Consider the following 15,006-nt stretch of genomic DNA (forward strand, 5'->3'; position numbering starts at 1 on the left):
AGCCATCCAAAGCCCTTCGTCTGGAAGGCGGACCCCGACGAAATCATCGCCGCACGTAACCGGGGGTTCCAAACGTTGGAGTCAATCCACTAGGTTCAGATCGTCGATGTGGCCGAAGTGGTGGGTAAAAAGCCCGCCATCGCGCGTATAGATGAGCGTCGTTGGCGTGCCGCGCATCTGATATGCCTGCATTGTCGCCGGTAGCCCGCCCGTACCCGCCGGATCATCAATCCCCACCGGAAAGGTGATGCGATATTCTTTCAGAAAGGCCGTCAGCGCTTCGCTGGTTCCTTGTGCCGTGTGGTGTTCGAACACACTGTGCAAGCCAACCACGGCAAGATCAGCTTCCTTGAACGCGGTGCGCACGCGCTGGAGCTGGGGAAGCGCGTGACTTACGCAACCCGGACACAACATCTGGAATGCGACCAGAATGACGGCGCGGCCTGAAAGCGCGGCAAGTGATAACGGCATGGCGGTGTTGAACCATTGCGCGACCTGCCAGTCTGGGGGATTGGATTTCGTGTTCATGAGTTCGCCCTGTTATTGCAGCGTCAGCGGCGACACCTTGTGCAGATGCCGCCGCTGGAGCGCGGGATTAATCGCCCTTCACCTGCGCCATCGTAGCGCCGTGGTTGACGTGGAATACATTCCCGTCGATCACGAAGGCAGGCACCGATTGAACGCCAGCCGTTTCGGCTTCGGCAATGCGTTCCGGGTTGTCGGCAAAATTCACGATTTCAACCGTATAGCGCGCAGGATCAAGCGCGTGGGCGAGATTCTGTTCTGCATCGACGCACACCGAACAACCGGCGTGATAGAATGTTGCAACGCTCATGATATTAGGACTCCTATGTATTATACGCGGGTTTTCACGCGCTTCGTTGCAGGCCGCCCGCCTGCGGGGATCAGTATCGCTCTCCTTGCGGAGGCAGCGATGGTTCAATCAGGTTTCTACGGTCGCGCCAGCGCCCGCAGCTTTATGCCGGTTCCAAATCGGCGGACATGATATGATCCGGGCAATCCAGCATCATGCCCAATGGGCCGATGGGCTGATCAAGATACCGGCAATGGTGCGGCAGTTTTGCGTCATCATGCCGACACCGTTCAAACTGGCTGCAGGTCAAACACATGCGCTGGATCGGCACTTCACCGCCGCGTTGGAGGGTGGCTATGGTTTGCGCCAATGCTGCAAACAGGCTCGCACGCCTATGCTGGGGGACAGCCGCAGTAACAGCGGCATGGCCGCTCAACAGGCGAGAAACCAGTTGCGCGCCCTGCTTTGTCGGGGTGAGGCGCTGGGCTCTGCGATCACCAGGATCCGGCGCGCGTTCAAGCAGTTGTTTGGCGACCAGAGACCCCGCCGCATCGCTGGCGGTGGGTTGGGATACGCCGATTTGCGCTGCGGCTTTGGTCAGGCGGATACCATCGGTGCGCGCTGCGGCAAGTTCGAGAATCGCGATCTGGGTCGGCGTCAGGCCATATTGCTCTGCGATTGCCCACTGCTTCTTCCGGGCATAGGCCGCGATCCGTTCCAGCCCAAAGCTGATTTGCGCGTCGAGAAGGCTGCCATCATTATGCATCGTAGTCCTATGCATATAATTTGAGAGCAAGTCAACGCCACGTCGACGTAGCCGCAGTTAAGGCACGCCGTAGGACATTATTGCCGCGCTACGTTACGTTACGATCACGACGATCAGCAAGATCCCAATCCCGAACACGACGAGTGCGAGCGGGATGGCCAGAACCTGCCCGGCAACGGCGGATGAACTCATCGGCCCGGTCCAGGTTTGCAACGGCTTACCCTGCGCCAGCGGCGATGGCTTTTCATGGCCCTTGATCGAGGACAGGACGGTGGCGACGCCAAAATACATGGCTGTGTAGAGCATCGAAACGACGATGGCGAAGACAGCTCTGCCCCCGCTTCCGGTTGCCAGCGTAACGGTCAGGAAAAATATCGCATAACACCCCAGCATCGCGCCCCATATCCACGCAGGAAACTGGAAACCGTGCTGCACCCCGCTGGTTTCATGGTCGGGCGGAAGCGGTTTGTCAGGCGACATGTCGGCAACCGCTTCGATGTCCCCTATCACAGGGCTGTGATCATCAAGCATGGGGCAATTCCTTTCCAGCGCGAGCACCGCCGATGCCGCGACGATTGACTTCGATGCCGGTCAGCAGGCTGTCGGCGATCATTCTGGCCTTGTCAGCCACCAGCCAGGTGGCTTGGGTGGAGGTTTCGATATCGGACAGGGTGGCGTAGAACAGCGCGAGCCAGTGTTCGAAATGGCGGCTTTCCAGACGCGGAATGGCCATGTGTTTGACCATCGGATTGCCCGAAAATTCACCGCTATTGTGCAGGATCGATCGCCAGAAGCGGTTCATTTTATCGAGATGTTGAGGCCAGTCCGTAATCCTCTGCAAAAAGATCGGGCCGAGCAGCTCGTCGGCTCTGATGCGAGCATAAAAACGCTCGACAAGAAGGGCGATGAACTCGGAATCAATCCCCAGTGATTCTGCTTCTTCCCGCTTGGCCTCGCGCGTACGCCGCGCATGGTCGCTTACCGGAGGCCTTGCCCCTGAGCCTGCATATGAGTCTGTACGTGCGTCAGCACCAGACTGTTCCATGACATATCCCATAAAGACGTATATGAAATACCTCTATTTCATTCCTTGAGACGAAAAGCAATATCTCATATACGCCATTGATGCATTTGAGCCTGCAAACCGATTACGCCTTGCGCATCCTGATGGCCCTGTCGTCGTTTGGGGAGCAGATGTCGGTCGAAGGTATCGCGCGCCGCTATGGCATCTCCCGCAACCATCTGGCCAAAGTCGCACACCGGCTACAGGCGCTCGAACTCGTGCAGGCGACGCGTGGCAGGGGCGGCGGTCTCAGGCTGGCAAAGCCTGCTGAGGAGATCAATGTTGGCGCGGTTGTTCGGTCGATGGAAAGTCTCGACAGCTTCGTCGAATGCATGCAGGCAAGTTCAAACACTTGTCCTGTGGTGGGCGCCTGCGGCTTGCAGGGTGCGTTATCCCGCGCGCTTGCCGATTTTCTGCTCCGTCTAGACCAGTATCAACTGTCAGACCTGACGCCGCATCGAGAGCGGTTTGCAGCATTGCTGGGCGAACTGCCGGTGGATTCCTCACCCTGATTTGATTTGACAGCTGACGCTTGCAAACCGTATTAATGCATTTGAAATGCGTTAATAGGAGCGGGCGATGCCAATCCAATCTGGTGTGCTGTTGATCAGCCTGGTGTTGATGGCAGTGATTGCAGGGCTCTTTATCAGCGCTGTTCGCGCCAGCCGCAAACCTGATACCGGCGCTCCGCGTGAAGCTGTGCGAACGCGCTTCATTTATGCCTTGCTGGCGGTTGGGGTCATCGTCACTGCCGTATCATTGCGGCCATGGCCGCATGCCATCAGCGCTGCTAATGGGCCAAGCGCCACCGTCAACGTGACCGGGGCGATGTGGTATTGGGAAATTGATCGTGAAACCGTGCCGCTTGGCGTGCCGGTCATCTTCAACGCCCGCACGACCGACGTCACCCATGGTTTCGGGGTAATGGACAGTCAGGATCGCCTGCTGTTCCAGACTCAGGCGATGCCGGGATATGTGAATCAGGTTGAACACGTGTTCCGCCAGCCCGGAGTCTATCGCGTCGTCTGTATGGAATATTGCGGAGTCGCGCACCACGCGATGACCAATGAATTCACGGTCGCGGCCGCAAACTGAAACGGAGGGCAGGACGATGGACAACAACTCTGCGCAAAGGTTGCCCGGCCCACAGGCTGGCGCAGTCAAATTCACCATGTTGCTGGCGGGTGTTGTGCTGCTGCTGATGATGATCTTCGGCTTTGTCATGCGTGCGGCGCAGGGCAATCTGATCGATCTCGATCCGGCTATGTTCTATCAATTGCTCACCGCGCATGGGGCGGGCATGGTGGGAACCGCCGGGCTGACCGGGGCGGCCATTCTGTGGTATTTCATGGGGCGTTACGTGCCGCTGGCGCGCGGGGTGTTCTGGGCTTTTCTCGGCCTGTTCCTGCTCGGCGTGGTTTTGATCCTTGGCGCAATTTTCATCGGCGGCTATGCTGGCGCGTGGACGTTTCTGTTCCCGCTCCCGGCGAATAGTGGCGGGGTTTGGGGAACGGATGCGGCGGCTGCTTTCCTGCTCGGCTACGTCGCTATCGGGGTTGCATTTCTGCTGCTCTATCTCGAAGTCGGGCGCAAGCTGATCGCGCGCTATGGCGGCATCGGCGGGGCGCTGGCCTGGCCGCTGGTGATGGGCAAGGGCACGGTAGAAGATGCGCCGCCGCCCGCTGTCGTGGCGGCGATGGCAACCACGATCTTCAACACCATCGGCACGGTGGTTGGCGCGGCGGTTCTCGCCAGCAGCCTCGTCAATCTCTATTTCCCTGAATTCAAGGTCGATGCCTTGCTGGCCAAGAACATGATCTATTTCTTCGGCCATGTGTTCATCAACGCCAGCATCTACATGGCGGTGATCGCGGTTTACGAAATCATCCCGGAATATACCGGCACCCCTTGGAAAACGACGCGCATTTTTGCCGTAGCATGGTCGCTGGTGTTGCTGTTTGTCATGGCGGTCTATCCGCACCATCTGTTGCAGGACACGGTCATGCCCGCATGGTCGCTGGCGATGGGCCAGATTGTTTCCTACCTGTCGGGCATTCCGTTGCTCGCGGTGACGGCCTTCTCTCTGATCGTCTATCTGCGCAAGGCCAATGCCATGCGCTGGGATCTGGCCTCGGCGCTGCTGGTTCTGGGGGTTGCGGGCTGGTCGGTGGGGTCGGTACCGGCGATCATCGACGGCATGATTTCGGTCAACAAGGTGATGCACAACACTCAGTGGGTTCCGGGACATTTTCACACCTATCTCATTTTGGGTGAGGTGGCGATGAGCTTTGGCTTCATGATGTGGCTCATCGGTAAGCCGGAGCACAAGGCTGCCGGCGGCTTCAATTGGGCGGCATTCAGCGCCTATGTTCTCGGCGGAACAGGATTTACGCTGATGTTCCTAGTTTCAGGTGCGCTGTCGGTGCCGCGCCGCTGGGCGGTGCATGCGCCGGAATGGGTGCTGCAAAGCCAGATCGCCACGGGCTTTGCCCTGCTCGTTATCCTGGGCGCGGCGATGTTTGTGCTGCGCTATCTGCTGGGGCTGAAAAACTCGTCGGGGCGGTGATGCGATGCAGGCGCTGCTGGCATCGCTGTTGGTTGTTGCTGCCGGGGGCGGGCTGCTGTGGCAGGCAACCGATGGCGGGCAGGCGCTGACAGCGGAAAGCGCGCGGCGTCTCGCGGTTCAGCGCGCACCGCAGCCGGTTTCGCCCTTTGCGCTGGAAACCATGTCAGGCGCATCGGCCACAATCCCTGATGCCCGCGGCAAAGTGGCTCTCGTTGAGTTCATCTACACCACCTGTCCGACGCTGTGCCAGTCAGCCGGGGCCGACATGTTCCGGCTGGGAAACAGGGTCAGGAAAGCCGGGCTTGCTGATCGGGTCACGCTGATGTCGGTCAGTTTCGATCCCGAATTCGATACGGTCGAACGGATGGAATCCTATGGGGAGCGGCATGATGCCGACGACGCGCTGTGGACCATCGCGCGCCCGCGACCGGAAGTGCTCCCGCAAATACTGAGCGACTTCGGCGTGATCGCCATCCCTGACCGGATGGGCGGCTATACCCACAATGTTGCGGTTCATGTGGTGACGGCTGATGGCAAGCTGGCCGCAATCCACGACACTGGTGATTTCGAAGGGATTATTGCCGCCGCACGAAAGGCCGTGCGATGAAGCGTCGCCTGCGACCGGGCTTGGCCGCCATCATCATGCTTTCCTGCCTATTAGGGAACCGCGCGCTTGAGGCTGATCCCGTGCTGCACGTGCTGGTGCAACTGCCCATGCTCGGCCTCTGCGGCGTATTGCTCTCACCGCGCTGCGAATGGCGCTGGGCGCAGGGCGGGTTTGCGCCATTGCTGGCCGCCCTGTTCGGCATTGCCTTCTGGATGCTGCCCCGCTCGATCGATGGCGCGGTGAGTTTTCCATTGATGACACTGGCAAAGTTTCTGTCGGTCCCGTTGATCGGGGCCCTTCTCGCGATTGGCTGGCGGCAAGCGCACGCCTTGTTGCGCGGTTTCCTGAAAGCCCAGGCCGTTTCGATGGCGGGGTTCATGGCCTTCCTGTTCACTCATTCGCCGGTTCGATTGTGCAACAATTATCTGATCGATGACCAGTGGCGGCTGGGCTTCGGCTTCCTGTTCCTCGCCATCGGCCTCGCCATGGCATGGACGATCCCGCTGCTTTTCAACGCGCGGCCACGCGCATTGCCGCTTACCCGCACAAAATCCATGACGCCCGTTCAATCAGGAACTTCCACATGAGACGCATATTTGCCCCGCTTTTCGCACTGACCTTCGCACTTGCTGCCTGCGGGAAGAGCGCCGACGCACCGGATACCTCAAGCACGACGCAGACCGATCCTGTCGCTGCTGCACCAGCGCAAGCCCCCGAACCCGCTACTGCTGCGGCTAACGATCCCGTAGCCCACGGCAAAACTCTCTTCGCCCGATGCGCGGCGTGCCACAGCATCGCACCCGGCAAGAACGGCCTGGGCCCATCGCTTCATGCAATTACGGGCAAGGCTTCGGCATCGCTGGCTGGTTTTGCCTATTCCCCGGCGATGCAGTCCGCCAATCTCACGTGGGATGATGCGACCCTGTCAGCCTATCTCGAAAATCCGCAGGGTCTGGTCAAAGGCAACCGGATGGCGTTTGCCGGGTTGAAGAATCCGCAGGATCGCGCCGATTTGATCGCCTACCTCCACACGCTGCAATGACGAGCGGTAAAGCCGCCGAAAGTCTGCACAGAATGCCACTAGGGGCTGGGCATTTGGGGTGTGCAAGGCGACGCCTCATCCCCGCGCCACGTTCTCCAGCAATTCTGCTGTCACCGGATAACCGGCATCGCTCAGGATCGTGAGCCACGGCTGGCCTTCGCGTTCGACCACTTGCGGCATGATCGTCCTGACCGGGATCGCTTCGGCCTGGGCCTTGGCTTCCTCGAATGATGCAAACAGCGCGAGCCGTTCCAGATTGCGGCGGGTGGGGAAGATCAGCTTGATCTCGCCGCGTTCCGCCGCGTCCAGCGCGCCTTGGGCGGATGTCCAGAACAGGTGCGTGTTTTCGGCATGGTCAATCGATACATCGACCGCGCCGGTGCCGAGATTGGCGAGGTAGAAGCGCGTGTCATAAACGCGCGGGATGTGTTCGTTCTTGGGAAACCAGCGCGCGAAAGGCGTGATTTGCGACAGGTCGAGGCTCCAGCCGAACGCCTCCAGCACCGGGGCAAGCGCGCCCACCTCGGCCAGCATCGCCCGCGCCTGCGCAGCACGTTCGGCATTGATGTTTCCTGCAAGGCCCAGCGCCAGCCCGGTTTCCTCGAGCGTTTCGCGCACCGCCGCGATTTGATGCGCGGCTTCGTCTGGCGTCATGCCGCCGCCTGCCGCTACCGCTTCGCCCAGTGCAAAGTCCGCCGGGTCGACCCGCCCGCCGGGGAACACCGCCATTCCGCCTGCGAAGGTCATGTTGCGTGAACGCACCGTCATGAGCACTTCTGGCATCAGCACTTCCGGCGCGCTGCCCAGTGGGGCATTGCGGAAGATGATGATGGTTGCGGCGGGGATGCCCTGAGGGCGGGAATCGGTGGTCATCGCGGCAAAGCATGGCCCTGTGGCAAGCGCTTGCCAAGGGGCAAAGGGTGTCTCTGCCGATTTGGCCGAGAGGTGTCGGGATGGTTTACAATTTGCTTCGCAGCGAACGGTCAGGCAATCAGAGAAACGTGAGAATACTGCGCTTTTTCAAGTTTGGCACGCGCTGTGCATAACGATTACTGTCTCAATGGTCTTCAATGAGAGGCGCATCCTTCCTGGTCTCCGGATCGTGCCTCCCCAAAATAAAAACCGCCCCGCACTGGTCCTGCGGGGCGGTTTTTCGTTGGGAGAACATTTCTGCTTTGCCCTCAGGCGCCGGGCGCAACGCGTCCGCGCTGCTTGGCTCTCGGCCTGACCGGCCGGCGCGCAGTCGCGCTTGCGGCCCCTTGGGCCGAAATCAATCCCGATCGTTTCCGGCTACTTTTGCGTCATTACCGATCTTATCCATCAGCTGCTGCAATTCGCCCGCTTCGAACATTTCCATCATGATGTCGCTGCCGCCGACGAATTCGCCCTTCACGTAAAGCTGCGGGATCGTTGGCCAATCGGAAAAGCTCTTGATCGCCTGACGGATTTCCATGTCCTGCAGCACGTCAACGCTTTCATAGGCGACCCCGCAATGGTCGAGGATCGCAATCGCGCGGCTGGAAAACCCGCATTGCGGGAACAGCGGCGTGCCTTTCATGAACAACACGACATCATTGCTGGTGACGAGATCGGAAATGCGGGAATTGGCGTCAGACATGTTGCGGGCAGCCCTGATATGAGGTTCAAAGTATGGTGCGGTTTACGTGGGGACCACGGTGGTTACTTGCAAGGCGTGCAGTTCGCCGCCCATGCGCCCGCCGAATGCGGCATAGACCAGCTTGTGCTGGGCAACGCGGCTTAATCCAGCGAATTGCGGCGCGGTGACGGTCGCCGCCCAGTGATCATTATCCCCGGCCAGATCGGTCAATTCCACGCGCGCGCCGGGCAGGGCGGTCATGATCGCGTCTTCGATGGCAGCAGCGGTCATCGGCATGGCGTGCTCTCCCCGATGCGCAAGATCACACTTCGCCGAGCAGCTGGCGGCGTGCCTCGACTGTCATTTCGTCAAGCTTTACGCGGATTTCGGCATCCGAAACATTGGTATCGGCGGCGGTGAGATCGCCCAGTAGTTTGCGGATCACATCTTCGTCGCCCGCTTCCTCGAAATCGGCCTGCACCACCGCCTTGCAATAGGCGTCGGCTTCTTCGGGGGTCAGCTTCATCAGACCCGCGGCCCATTCGCCCAGCAAGCGGTTGCGGCGCGCAGCGATGCGGAAGGCGGTTTCGCCGTCCAGCGCGAACTTGGCTTCTTCGGCGCGTTCGCGGTCTTTGAAATCGGTCATGTGAGTGTCCCTTCGCAAGCGGATGCAATGTGTAGGATATAGGGGGCAGGCCACGGCTTCAAGCGGCAAGCCGCCCGCGTGGGCCGCTATTCCATGGTGACGACGAGCTTGCCCACCGCCTCACGGTTTTCCAGCTTGGCGATGGCATCGCCCGCGCGCGCGAGCGGGAAGGTTTCGGATACCAGCGGATCGATTGTGCCCGCCTTCATCAGCGCGAACAGTTCATCCACCTGCGCGCGGAACGCTTCGGGTTCGCGCGCGGTGAAGGCACCCCAGAACACGCCGCAGATGTCGCAGCTTTTGAGCAGGGTCAGGTTCAGCGGCATCTTGGCGATCCCGGCGGGGAAGCCGACCACCAGAAAGCGGCCCTCCCACGCAATGGCGCGCAGTGCGGGTTCGGAATATTGCCCGCCGACAATGTCATAGACGATGTTTGCGCCATCGGGGCCGCACGCCGCCTTGAAGGCTGCGGCAAGCGCCTTCGACGCATCCTTGTCCATGTCGCCGCGCGGGTAGATCACCACCTCGTCCGCCCCGGCCTTGCGGGCGACTTCGCCCTTGGCTTCGGACGAGACAGCGGCAACCACGCGCGCGCCGAACGCCTTGGCCAGTTCCACCGCCGACAGGCCAACCCCGCCCGCCGCACCAAGGATCAACACGGTGTCGCCCGCCTTGATATGACCGCGATCCTTCAGCCCGTGGATGGTGGTGCCATAGGTCATCAGCAGGCTGGCGGCCTTTTCAAACGGCACGCCATCGGGAACCGGGAACATCCGGCCCGCAGGCACGACGACCTTTTCGGCCAGCCCGCCATTACCAATCCCCGCCATCACCCGGTCACCCACGGCAACGCCTGTCACGCCTTGGCCCACCGCCTCGATCACCCCGGAAATTTCGCCGCCGGGAGAGAAGGGACGCTGCGGTTTGAACTGATACAGGTCGCGGATGATCAGCGTGTCGGGATAGTTGATCGCGCAGGCCTTGACCGCGACCAATACTTCGCCAGCGCCGGGGGTGGGCGCGTCAATCTCGTCGAGGGTCAGCGTTTCAGGGCCACCGGTGGTGTGGCTGCGGATGGCTTTCATGATTGTCTCTCCCTTGGAATTGTCAGATCGCGGTGCCGCGCATCAACCATGGCTGATCGCTGGTGCGGGCCGCTTCGAAAGCACCAATCGCCGTGCCGCGCGCCATTGTCAGGGCGATTTCGTCAAGCCCGCCCAGCAGGCAATCGCGGCGAAACGGATCGAGCGTGAAGGCAAAACGATCCTGATAGGGCGTCGTCACGGTCTGGGTTTCCAGATCGACGGTGATCGGTTCGCCCTGCCGTGCGACTTCCATCAGGCGGTCAACCGCATCCTGCGGCAGAACCACGGGCAGAATCCCGTTCTTGACCGCGTTGCCCGAAAAGATGTCGGAGAAACTCGGCGCAATCACCACCCGGATGCCGAGATCGCCCAGCGCCCAGGCGGCGTGTTCGCGGCTTGACCCGCAGCCGAAATTGTCGCCCGCGATCAGGATCGGCGACCCGGAATAGGCGGGATCGTCAATCACATTACCGGGTTCGGCCCGCAGCGTTTCAAACGCGCCCGCGCCCAGCCCTTCGCGGCTAATGGTCTTGAGCCATTTGGCCGGAATGATGATGTCGGTATCGACATTCTTGAGGCCAAGCGGGATAGCGGCGCCATCGACGCGGTTAAGCGGGTGCATCAGTGCCTCGTCCTCAGTCGGTTTCGGGCGGCTCACCCGAGGGGATCTTGCCGGGCTGAGTTGGTTCATTCGGCTTTTTCTTGGCGGCAAACTTGCGCCCTGCATACAGCAGCGCCGCAGCCACCGCTGCTGAACCAATCGCCGCCGCGCCGATGGCGGCCCGGTTGCTGGTAGCGTTGCCGGAGGGTTTCTTCGGGGTTTTCTTATCGGTCATGGAATATCCATGCGCCTTGCGCGGGCGCGTTTCAAGGGTTTGACGTCACACCAAGCAAGCGCACATCGGCCAGCCGCCCGGTGACAGCGGCAGCCGCCGCCATGGCGGGCGAGACGAGATGGGTGCGCGCGCCGGGGCCTTGGCGGCCAACGAAATTGCGGTTGCTGGTCGAAGCGCAGCGTTCGCCCGGCGGAACTTTGTCGGGGTTCATCCCCAGGCAGGCCGAACAGCCCGGTTCGCGCCATTCGAACCCGGCGGCGGTGAAGATGCGGTCGAGCCCTTCGTCCTCGGCCTGCGCTTTCACCAGACCCGATCCCGGCACCACGATTGCCCAGCGCACATTGTCCGCCTTGCGCCGGCCTTTCAGCACCGCAGCTGCGGCGCGCAGGTCTTCGATCCGGCTATTGGTGCAAGACCCGATGAACACGTTTTCGATTGGCACATCGGTCATTGCAGTGCCGGGGGTGAGGCCCATGTAATCGAGGCTTTTCTGCACCGCGACGCGTTTGGATTCGTCAGCGAAGTCATCGGGCGAGGGCACGCGCCCGCCAATCGCCACCACGTCTTCGGGGCTGGTGCCCCATGTCACGCTGGGTTCGACAGTGGCGGCATCGATCACCACGCTTTTATCGAACAGCGCGCCGTCATCCGAATGGAGCGTGCGCCAGTATGCGACGGCGGCATCCCATTGTGCCCCCGCAGGTGCCATCGGGCGGCCTTTGAGATAGGCGAAAGTCACGTCATCGGGTGCGATCAGCCCGGCGCGCGCGCCTGCCTCGATGCTCATGTTGCACACGGTCAGCCGCTGCTCGATGCTCATGCGTTCGAACACCGCCCCGCGATATTCGATCACATAGCCGCTGCCGCCCGCCGCCCCGATCTGACCGATGATGTGCATGATCAGGTCTTTGGCGGTCACGCCGGGGCCAAGATCGCCGTTTACGCGCACTTCCATCGATTTGGATTGCTGCAACAACAGCGTCTGCGTTGCCAGCACGTGTTCAACCTCGCTGGTGCCGATCCCGAAGGCGAGCGCGCCCAAGCCGCCGTGGCAGGCGGTGTGCGAATCGCCGCAGACGATGGTGGTTCCGGGCAGCGAGAACCCCTGTTCGGGGCCGACCACATGGACGATTCCCTGTTCCTTCGCCGTCGCCGGGATGTAGCGGATGCCAAATTCGGGTGCGTTGCGTTCAAGCGCGGCGAGCTGCGCGGCGCTTTCCGGATCGGCAATTGGCAGCACCACGCCATTCGCATCACGGCGCGGCGTGGTGGGCAGATTGTGATCGGGCACCGCCAGCGTCAGTTCGGGCCGCCGCACCGGCCGTCCGGCCACCCGCAACCCCTCAAACGCTTGAGGACTGGTCACTTCGTGCACCAGATGCCGGTCAATATAAATCAGCGCGGTGCCATCATCGCGGGTTTCAACTACGTGCGCGTCCCAGATTTTTTCGTATAGCGTGCGCGGGCGGCTGGCCATGATTGTGTCCATCGGGTTGGGGTAAGTGCCCCGTCCTTACCCATGATTGTCGAGCCGTGGCAAGATTGCGGCGATTTTTGGGCAATGGTTGGTGGAAATTGTAATAATTCTCCGCTAGCTTACAGCCATGTCAGCAATCCTTCCCTCAGCATCCGCGTTTGTCCACCCGATCAAGGTTGAGGCGGCGGATATCGATTTCATGGGCCACGTGAACAACGCGCGCTACCTCAACTGGGTGCAGGATGCGGTGCTGGCGCATTGGAACAATCTGGCCCCGGCCGAAGACGTGGCGAGCAAGGCGTGGGTCGCATTGAAGCACGAGATTACCTACCGCAAGCCTGCGTTTCTGGAAGATGACGTGATCGCGCATCCCGTGCTCGAACGCTTCAACGGCGCGCGCGCGTTCTATTCCACGCTGATCAAGCGCGGCGAGGAAGTGCTGGCCGAAGTGCAATCAAGCTGGTGCTGCATCGACGCCGAAACCCTGCGCCCGGCGCGCATCGGCGAACACCTGCGCGCGTTTTTCTTTCCGCAAGGGGAGTGAGGCCGGGGCAGGGCGGTTTCATACGAAACCCGCTTGCGCCGGAATGGCAGATATTGCGCCCGCGAGGTAAGGCGGCTGTTCGGGAAGCGACGCCGTTGCGGTTGTTCCCTTTCTACGTCTTCCCGGGCTTGACCCGGGATCCCGCTTCTTCTTCCCATCCGATGGCCGGATAAGGAAGGCAGCGGGATTCCGGATCCAGTCCGGGGCGACGATAACGGGTAGTTAAATCCACCCAACCCCGATCATTCCCAGCAGCACGGTGCAATGCCAAAACCTGCCATTATCCGTCATCCCAGCGAAAGCTGGGTTCTCAAGCGGTGAGCACTGCCATTTGCGGCCCTAGGCCCCAGCTTGCGCTGGGGTGACGATGGACGCGGGTTGGTGCTCTCCCACTACTCGCGGCGATAAGTTGCCCTGACCCTGATCCCGGGGCGACGATTGAAGACACCGGCGCAAGCCCACTCCCACGAAACGCAATTGCGCCGCCGCGCAGGGCTTCTATACGAGACCGCATGACGGGTTTGGGCGTATCTGTTTAATATGAAACTGCATGGCACCCCTTTCGCGCGTGCGCGGCAGAGCGCGGTTGGGCTGGTGCTGGGCGCGGCTATCGCCGGGGGCTGGCTGGGTTTGCACGCCTATGCGATGTTCGTGTTTGAACTCACCTGGAGCAATTGGCCCTTCGCGCTGGCGCTGGCGGCGGTGCAATGCTGGCTTTCGGTCGGGGTGTTCATCGTCTGCCACGATGCGATGCACGGCAGCCTGATGCCGGGCAGGCCGCGCTGCAATGCGACCATCGGTGCGGTGTTGCTGGCGCTCTATGCGGGCTTTGGCTGGAAGCAGCTGCGCGATGCACATTTTGCCCATCACAGGCTGGCGGGGCGCGCGGGCGATCCTGATTTTGATGAGCATCACCCCGATGATTTTATGCGCTGGTATGCCACGTTTTTCCGGCGTTACTTCGGCTGGCGATCGATCCTGTATGTCCACACCGTGGTGGGTATTTACTGGCTGGTGATCGGGATTCCGATGGCGCAAATCGTGCTGCTCTATGGCCTGCCCGCGCTCGCATCATCATTGCAGCTATTCTACTTCGGCACCTTCCGCCCGCACCGCCACCGCGCGGGGGAAGACGCGGCGAGCTTTGCTGATCGCCACAACACCCGCAGCGACGATTTCGGCACGCTTCTCAGCCTCGCCACCTGCTTTCATTTCGGCTATCATCTGGAACATCACCGCCGCCCCGATGTGCCGTGGTGGGCGCTGCCCGCTGCGCGACGGGCCGGGGCGGCGCAGGTTGAATTGGCTGAAAAGGTGCCCGCATGAGCTGGCTCGAAATCACACTCACCGTGCTGTCCTCGCTGATCGGGATGGAATTGTTCGCGTGGTATGCCCACAAATACATCATGCACGGCTGGGGCTGGGGCTGGCACCGCGATCATCACGAACCGCATGATAATGCTCTGGAAAAGAACGATCTGTTCGCGGTGGTGTTTGGAACGATCAATGCAGCCATGTATATTGTCGGCTCGCTTTACTGGGACTGGTTGTGGTGGTTTGCGGTCGGGATCACGCTGTATGGGGTGATCTACACGTTGGTGCATGATGGGCTGGTGCATCAGCGCTATTGGAACTGGGTGCCGCGCAAGGGCTATGCCAAGCGGCTGGTGCAGGCGCATAAGCTGCACCATGCGACCATCGGCAAGGAAGGCGGGGTCAGCTTCGGCTTTGTCTTCGCGCGCGATCCGGCGAAACTGAAGGCTGAGTTGAAGGCGCAGAAGGAAGCCGGGGTCGCGGTAGTGCGGGACGCGGCTGTTTGACCCCTTCAGGCTCCCGCTTGACCCCCTCTAGACCCTGTCTAGACCCCCTCTAGTGGATTGACCGGAACGAAAGAGTCCATTTAGGGATTCCCAGAGGCTTGCCGACGTGCGATTCAGGGAGGATGCGCGATGGTATCACTTTC

22 protein-coding genes are annotated in these 15,006 nt (G+C 61.0%); 9 read left to right on the forward strand and 13 right to left on the reverse strand.

Annotated features, from left to right (window positions below):
• Positions 1-81: 81 nt before the first annotated feature.
• From ABIE62_RS14460 to ABIE62_RS14480, 5 genes are all read right to left on the reverse strand, one after another.
• A complete protein-coding gene (locus tag ABIE62_RS14460; RefSeq protein ID WP_354327064.1) occupies positions 82-528 on the reverse strand; it encodes a TlpA disulfide reductase family protein in 447 nt (148 codons plus the stop codon).
• A 67-nt stretch (positions 529-595) separates the two neighbouring features.
• Positions 596-835 carry a thioredoxin family protein gene (locus ABIE62_RS14465; protein WP_354327065.1) on the reverse strand — a complete coding sequence of 80 codons (240 nt, stop codon included), beginning with the start codon at positions 833-835 and terminating at the stop codon, positions 596-598.
• A gap of 142 nt (positions 836-977) precedes the next feature.
• The gene (locus tag ABIE62_RS14470) at positions 978-1,580 is read right to left on the reverse strand and encodes a MarR family winged helix-turn-helix transcriptional regulator (RefSeq protein WP_354327068.1); all 603 of its coding nucleotides are present in this window, start codon (positions 1,578-1,580) and stop codon (positions 978-980) included.
• 93 nt (positions 1,581-1,673) lie between these two features.
• A complete protein-coding gene (locus ABIE62_RS14475; RefSeq protein WP_354327069.1) occupies positions 1,674-2,111 on the reverse strand; it encodes a hypothetical protein in 438 nt (145 codons plus the stop codon).
• Positions 2,104-2,625 (reverse strand): group III truncated hemoglobin, encoded by a 522-nt coding sequence (locus tag ABIE62_RS14480; protein WP_354327071.1) that lies wholly within the window; start codon positions 2,623-2,625, stop codon positions 2,104-2,106. The genes ABIE62_RS14475 and ABIE62_RS14480 overlap by 8 nt, the downstream gene beginning before the upstream one ends.
• An 80-nt stretch (positions 2,626-2,705) precedes the next feature.
• Between ABIE62_RS14480 and ABIE62_RS14485 the strand changes: the two genes are divergently transcribed.
• The 6 genes from ABIE62_RS14485 to ABIE62_RS14510 all read left to right on the forward strand — a co-directional run bounded on the left by ABIE62_RS14485 (position 2,706) and on the right by ABIE62_RS14510 (position 6,858).
• Positions 2,706-3,155 carry an RrF2 family transcriptional regulator gene (locus ABIE62_RS14485; protein WP_354327072.1) on the forward strand — a complete coding sequence of 150 codons (450 nt, stop codon included), beginning with the start codon at positions 2,706-2,708 and terminating at the stop codon, positions 3,153-3,155.
• A gap of 67 nt (positions 3,156-3,222) precedes the next feature.
• A complete protein-coding gene (locus tag ABIE62_RS14490) occupies positions 3,223-3,738 on the forward strand; it encodes a cupredoxin domain-containing protein (protein WP_354327074.1) in 516 nt (171 codons plus the stop codon).
• 16 nt (positions 3,739-3,754) lie between these two features.
• The gene (locus ABIE62_RS14495) at positions 3,755-5,209 is read left to right on the forward strand and encodes a cbb3-type cytochrome c oxidase subunit I (RefSeq protein WP_354327075.1); all 1,455 of its coding nucleotides are present in this window, start codon (positions 3,755-3,757) and stop codon (positions 5,207-5,209) included.
• A 4-nt stretch (positions 5,210-5,213) separates the two neighbouring features.
• On the forward strand, positions 5,214-5,816 hold the full coding sequence (locus tag ABIE62_RS14500) for an SCO family protein (RefSeq protein WP_354327077.1): 603 nt from the start codon (positions 5,214-5,216) through the stop codon (positions 5,814-5,816).
• Entirely contained in the window at positions 5,813-6,403 is a 591-nt protein-coding gene (locus ABIE62_RS14505) for a hypothetical protein (protein ID WP_354327078.1), read from the forward strand. Before ABIE62_RS14500 ends, ABIE62_RS14505 begins: the two co-directional genes overlap by 4 nt.
• Positions 6,400-6,858 carry a c-type cytochrome gene (locus ABIE62_RS14510; protein WP_354327079.1) on the forward strand — a complete coding sequence of 153 codons (459 nt, stop codon included), beginning with the start codon at positions 6,400-6,402 and terminating at the stop codon, positions 6,856-6,858. The genes ABIE62_RS14505 and ABIE62_RS14510 overlap by 4 nt, the downstream gene beginning before the upstream one ends.
• Positions 6,859-6,933: 75 nt before the next feature.
• Here ABIE62_RS14510 and ABIE62_RS14515 read toward each other — a convergent pair whose 3' ends face one another.
• The 8 genes from ABIE62_RS14515 to leuC all read right to left on the reverse strand — a co-directional run bounded on the left by ABIE62_RS14515 (position 6,934) and on the right by leuC (position 12,499).
• Positions 6,934-7,731, reverse strand: a complete 798-nt coding sequence (locus tag ABIE62_RS14515; RefSeq protein WP_354327080.1) for an NUDIX hydrolase — start codon at positions 7,729-7,731, stop codon at positions 6,934-6,936.
• Between the two features lie 397 nt (positions 7,732-8,128).
• On the reverse strand, positions 8,129-8,476 hold the full coding sequence (grxD, locus tag ABIE62_RS14520) for a Grx4 family monothiol glutaredoxin (RefSeq protein WP_354327082.1): 348 nt from the start codon (positions 8,474-8,476) through the stop codon (positions 8,129-8,131).
• 42 nt (positions 8,477-8,518) lie between these two features.
• Positions 8,519-8,752, reverse strand: a complete 234-nt coding sequence (locus ABIE62_RS14525) for a BolA/IbaG family iron-sulfur metabolism protein (protein WP_354327084.1) — start codon at positions 8,750-8,752, stop codon at positions 8,519-8,521.
• Positions 8,753-8,777: 25 nt separating this feature from the next.
• A complete protein-coding gene (locus ABIE62_RS14530) occupies positions 8,778-9,101 on the reverse strand; it encodes a DUF1476 domain-containing protein (RefSeq protein WP_354327085.1) in 324 nt (107 codons plus the stop codon).
• A gap of 86 nt (positions 9,102-9,187) precedes the next feature.
• Positions 9,188-10,186 (reverse strand): NADPH:quinone oxidoreductase family protein, encoded by a 999-nt coding sequence (locus ABIE62_RS14535; protein ID WP_354327087.1) that lies wholly within the window; start codon positions 10,184-10,186, stop codon positions 9,188-9,190.
• Positions 10,187-10,208: 22 nt separating this feature from the next.
• On the reverse strand, positions 10,209-10,808 hold the full coding sequence (leuD, locus tag ABIE62_RS14540; protein ID WP_354327096.1) for a 3-isopropylmalate dehydratase small subunit: 600 nt from the start codon (positions 10,806-10,808) through the stop codon (positions 10,209-10,211).
• A 13-nt stretch (positions 10,809-10,821) separates the two neighbouring features.
• Positions 10,822-11,022: an isopropylmalate isomerase gene (locus ABIE62_RS14545; RefSeq protein ID WP_354327089.1), complete on the reverse strand. Its 201-nt coding sequence runs from the start codon at positions 11,020-11,022 to the stop codon at positions 10,822-10,824.
• A 31-nt stretch (positions 11,023-11,053) separates the two neighbouring features.
• Complete coding sequence (gene leuC / locus ABIE62_RS14550) at positions 11,054-12,499, reverse strand: 3-isopropylmalate dehydratase large subunit (protein WP_354327090.1); 1,446 nt, start codon at positions 12,497-12,499, stop codon at positions 11,054-11,056.
• A gap of 127 nt (positions 12,500-12,626) precedes the next feature.
• Here leuC and ABIE62_RS14555 point away from each other — a divergent pair, with 127 nt between their 5' ends.
• The 3 genes from ABIE62_RS14555 to ABIE62_RS14565 all read left to right on the forward strand — a co-directional run bounded on the left by ABIE62_RS14555 (position 12,627) and on the right by ABIE62_RS14565 (position 14,863).
• Positions 12,627-13,043, forward strand: a complete 417-nt coding sequence (locus ABIE62_RS14555) for an acyl-CoA thioesterase (RefSeq protein ID WP_354327091.1) — start codon at positions 12,627-12,629, stop codon at positions 13,041-13,043.
• Between the two features lie 540 nt (positions 13,044-13,583).
• Positions 13,584-14,369 carry a fatty acid desaturase gene (locus ABIE62_RS14560; RefSeq protein ID WP_354327093.1) on the forward strand — a complete coding sequence of 262 codons (786 nt, stop codon included), beginning with the start codon at positions 13,584-13,586 and terminating at the stop codon, positions 14,367-14,369.
• Complete coding sequence (locus ABIE62_RS14565) at positions 14,366-14,863, forward strand: sterol desaturase family protein (protein ID WP_354327094.1); 498 nt, start codon at positions 14,366-14,368, stop codon at positions 14,861-14,863. Before ABIE62_RS14560 ends, ABIE62_RS14565 begins: the two co-directional genes overlap by 4 nt.
• The last annotated feature ends 143 nt before the right edge of the window (positions 14,864-15,006 follow it).

Source organism: Porphyrobacter sp. MBR-155 (assembly GCF_040547625.1).
Lineage (GTDB): Bacteria > Pseudomonadota > Alphaproteobacteria > Sphingomonadales > Sphingomonadaceae > Erythrobacter.

Bases quoted from the DNA above. Each gene is read 5' to 3' on its own strand.
- ABIE62_RS14460 (WP_354327064.1), bottom strand. From the start codon at position 528: ATGAACACGAAATCCAATCCCCCAGACTGGCAGGTCGCGCAATGGTTC.
- ABIE62_RS14465 (WP_354327065.1), bottom strand. From the start codon at position 835: ATGAGCGTTGCAACATTCTATCACGCCGGTTGTTCGGTGTGCGTCGAT.
- ABIE62_RS14470 (WP_354327068.1), bottom strand. From the start codon at position 1,580: ATGCATAATGATGGCAGCCTTCTCGACGCGCAAATCAGCTTTGGGCTG.
- ABIE62_RS14475 (WP_354327069.1), bottom strand. From the start codon at position 2,111: ATGCTTGATGATCACAGCCCTGTGATAGGGGACATCGAAGCGGTTGCC.
- ABIE62_RS14480 (WP_354327071.1), bottom strand. From the start codon at position 2,625: ATGGAACAGTCTGGTGCTGACGCACGTACAGACTCATATGCAGGCTCA.
- ABIE62_RS14485 (WP_354327072.1), top strand. From the start codon at position 2,706: ATGCATTTGAGCCTGCAAACCGATTACGCCTTGCGCATCCTGATGGCC.
- ABIE62_RS14490 (WP_354327074.1), top strand. From the start codon at position 3,223: ATGCCAATCCAATCTGGTGTGCTGTTGATCAGCCTGGTGTTGATGGCA.
- ABIE62_RS14495 (WP_354327075.1), top strand. From the start codon at position 3,755: ATGGACAACAACTCTGCGCAAAGGTTGCCCGGCCCACAGGCTGGCGCA.
- ABIE62_RS14500 (WP_354327077.1), top strand. From the start codon at position 5,214: ATGCAGGCGCTGCTGGCATCGCTGTTGGTTGTTGCTGCCGGGGGCGGG.
- ABIE62_RS14505 (WP_354327078.1), top strand. From the start codon at position 5,813: ATGAAGCGTCGCCTGCGACCGGGCTTGGCCGCCATCATCATGCTTTCC.
- ABIE62_RS14510 (WP_354327079.1), top strand. From the start codon at position 6,400: ATGAGACGCATATTTGCCCCGCTTTTCGCACTGACCTTCGCACTTGCT.
- ABIE62_RS14515 (WP_354327080.1), bottom strand. From the start codon at position 7,731: ATGACCACCGATTCCCGCCCTCAGGGCATCCCCGCCGCAACCATCATC.
- grxD (WP_354327082.1), bottom strand. From the start codon at position 8,476: ATGTCTGACGCCAATTCCCGCATTTCCGATCTCGTCACCAGCAATGAT.
- ABIE62_RS14525 (WP_354327084.1), bottom strand. From the start codon at position 8,752: ATGCCGATGACCGCTGCTGCCATCGAAGACGCGATCATGACCGCCCTG.
- ABIE62_RS14530 (WP_354327085.1), bottom strand. From the start codon at position 9,101: ATGACCGATTTCAAAGACCGCGAACGCGCCGAAGAAGCCAAGTTCGCG.
- ABIE62_RS14535 (WP_354327087.1), bottom strand. From the start codon at position 10,186: ATGAAAGCCATCCGCAGCCACACCACCGGTGGCCCTGAAACGCTGACC.
- leuD (WP_354327096.1), bottom strand. From the start codon at position 10,808: ATGCACCCGCTTAACCGCGTCGATGGCGCCGCTATCCCGCTTGGCCTC.
- ABIE62_RS14545 (WP_354327089.1), bottom strand. From the start codon at position 11,022: ATGACCGATAAGAAAACCCCGAAGAAACCCTCCGGCAACGCTACCAGC.
- leuC (WP_354327090.1), bottom strand. From the start codon at position 12,499: ATGGCCAGCCGCCCGCGCACGCTATACGAAAAAATCTGGGACGCGCAC.
- ABIE62_RS14555 (WP_354327091.1), top strand. From the start codon at position 12,627: ATGTCAGCAATCCTTCCCTCAGCATCCGCGTTTGTCCACCCGATCAAG.
- ABIE62_RS14560 (WP_354327093.1), top strand. From the start codon at position 13,584: ATGAAACTGCATGGCACCCCTTTCGCGCGTGCGCGGCAGAGCGCGGTT.
- ABIE62_RS14565 (WP_354327094.1), top strand. From the start codon at position 14,366: ATGAGCTGGCTCGAAATCACACTCACCGTGCTGTCCTCGCTGATCGGG.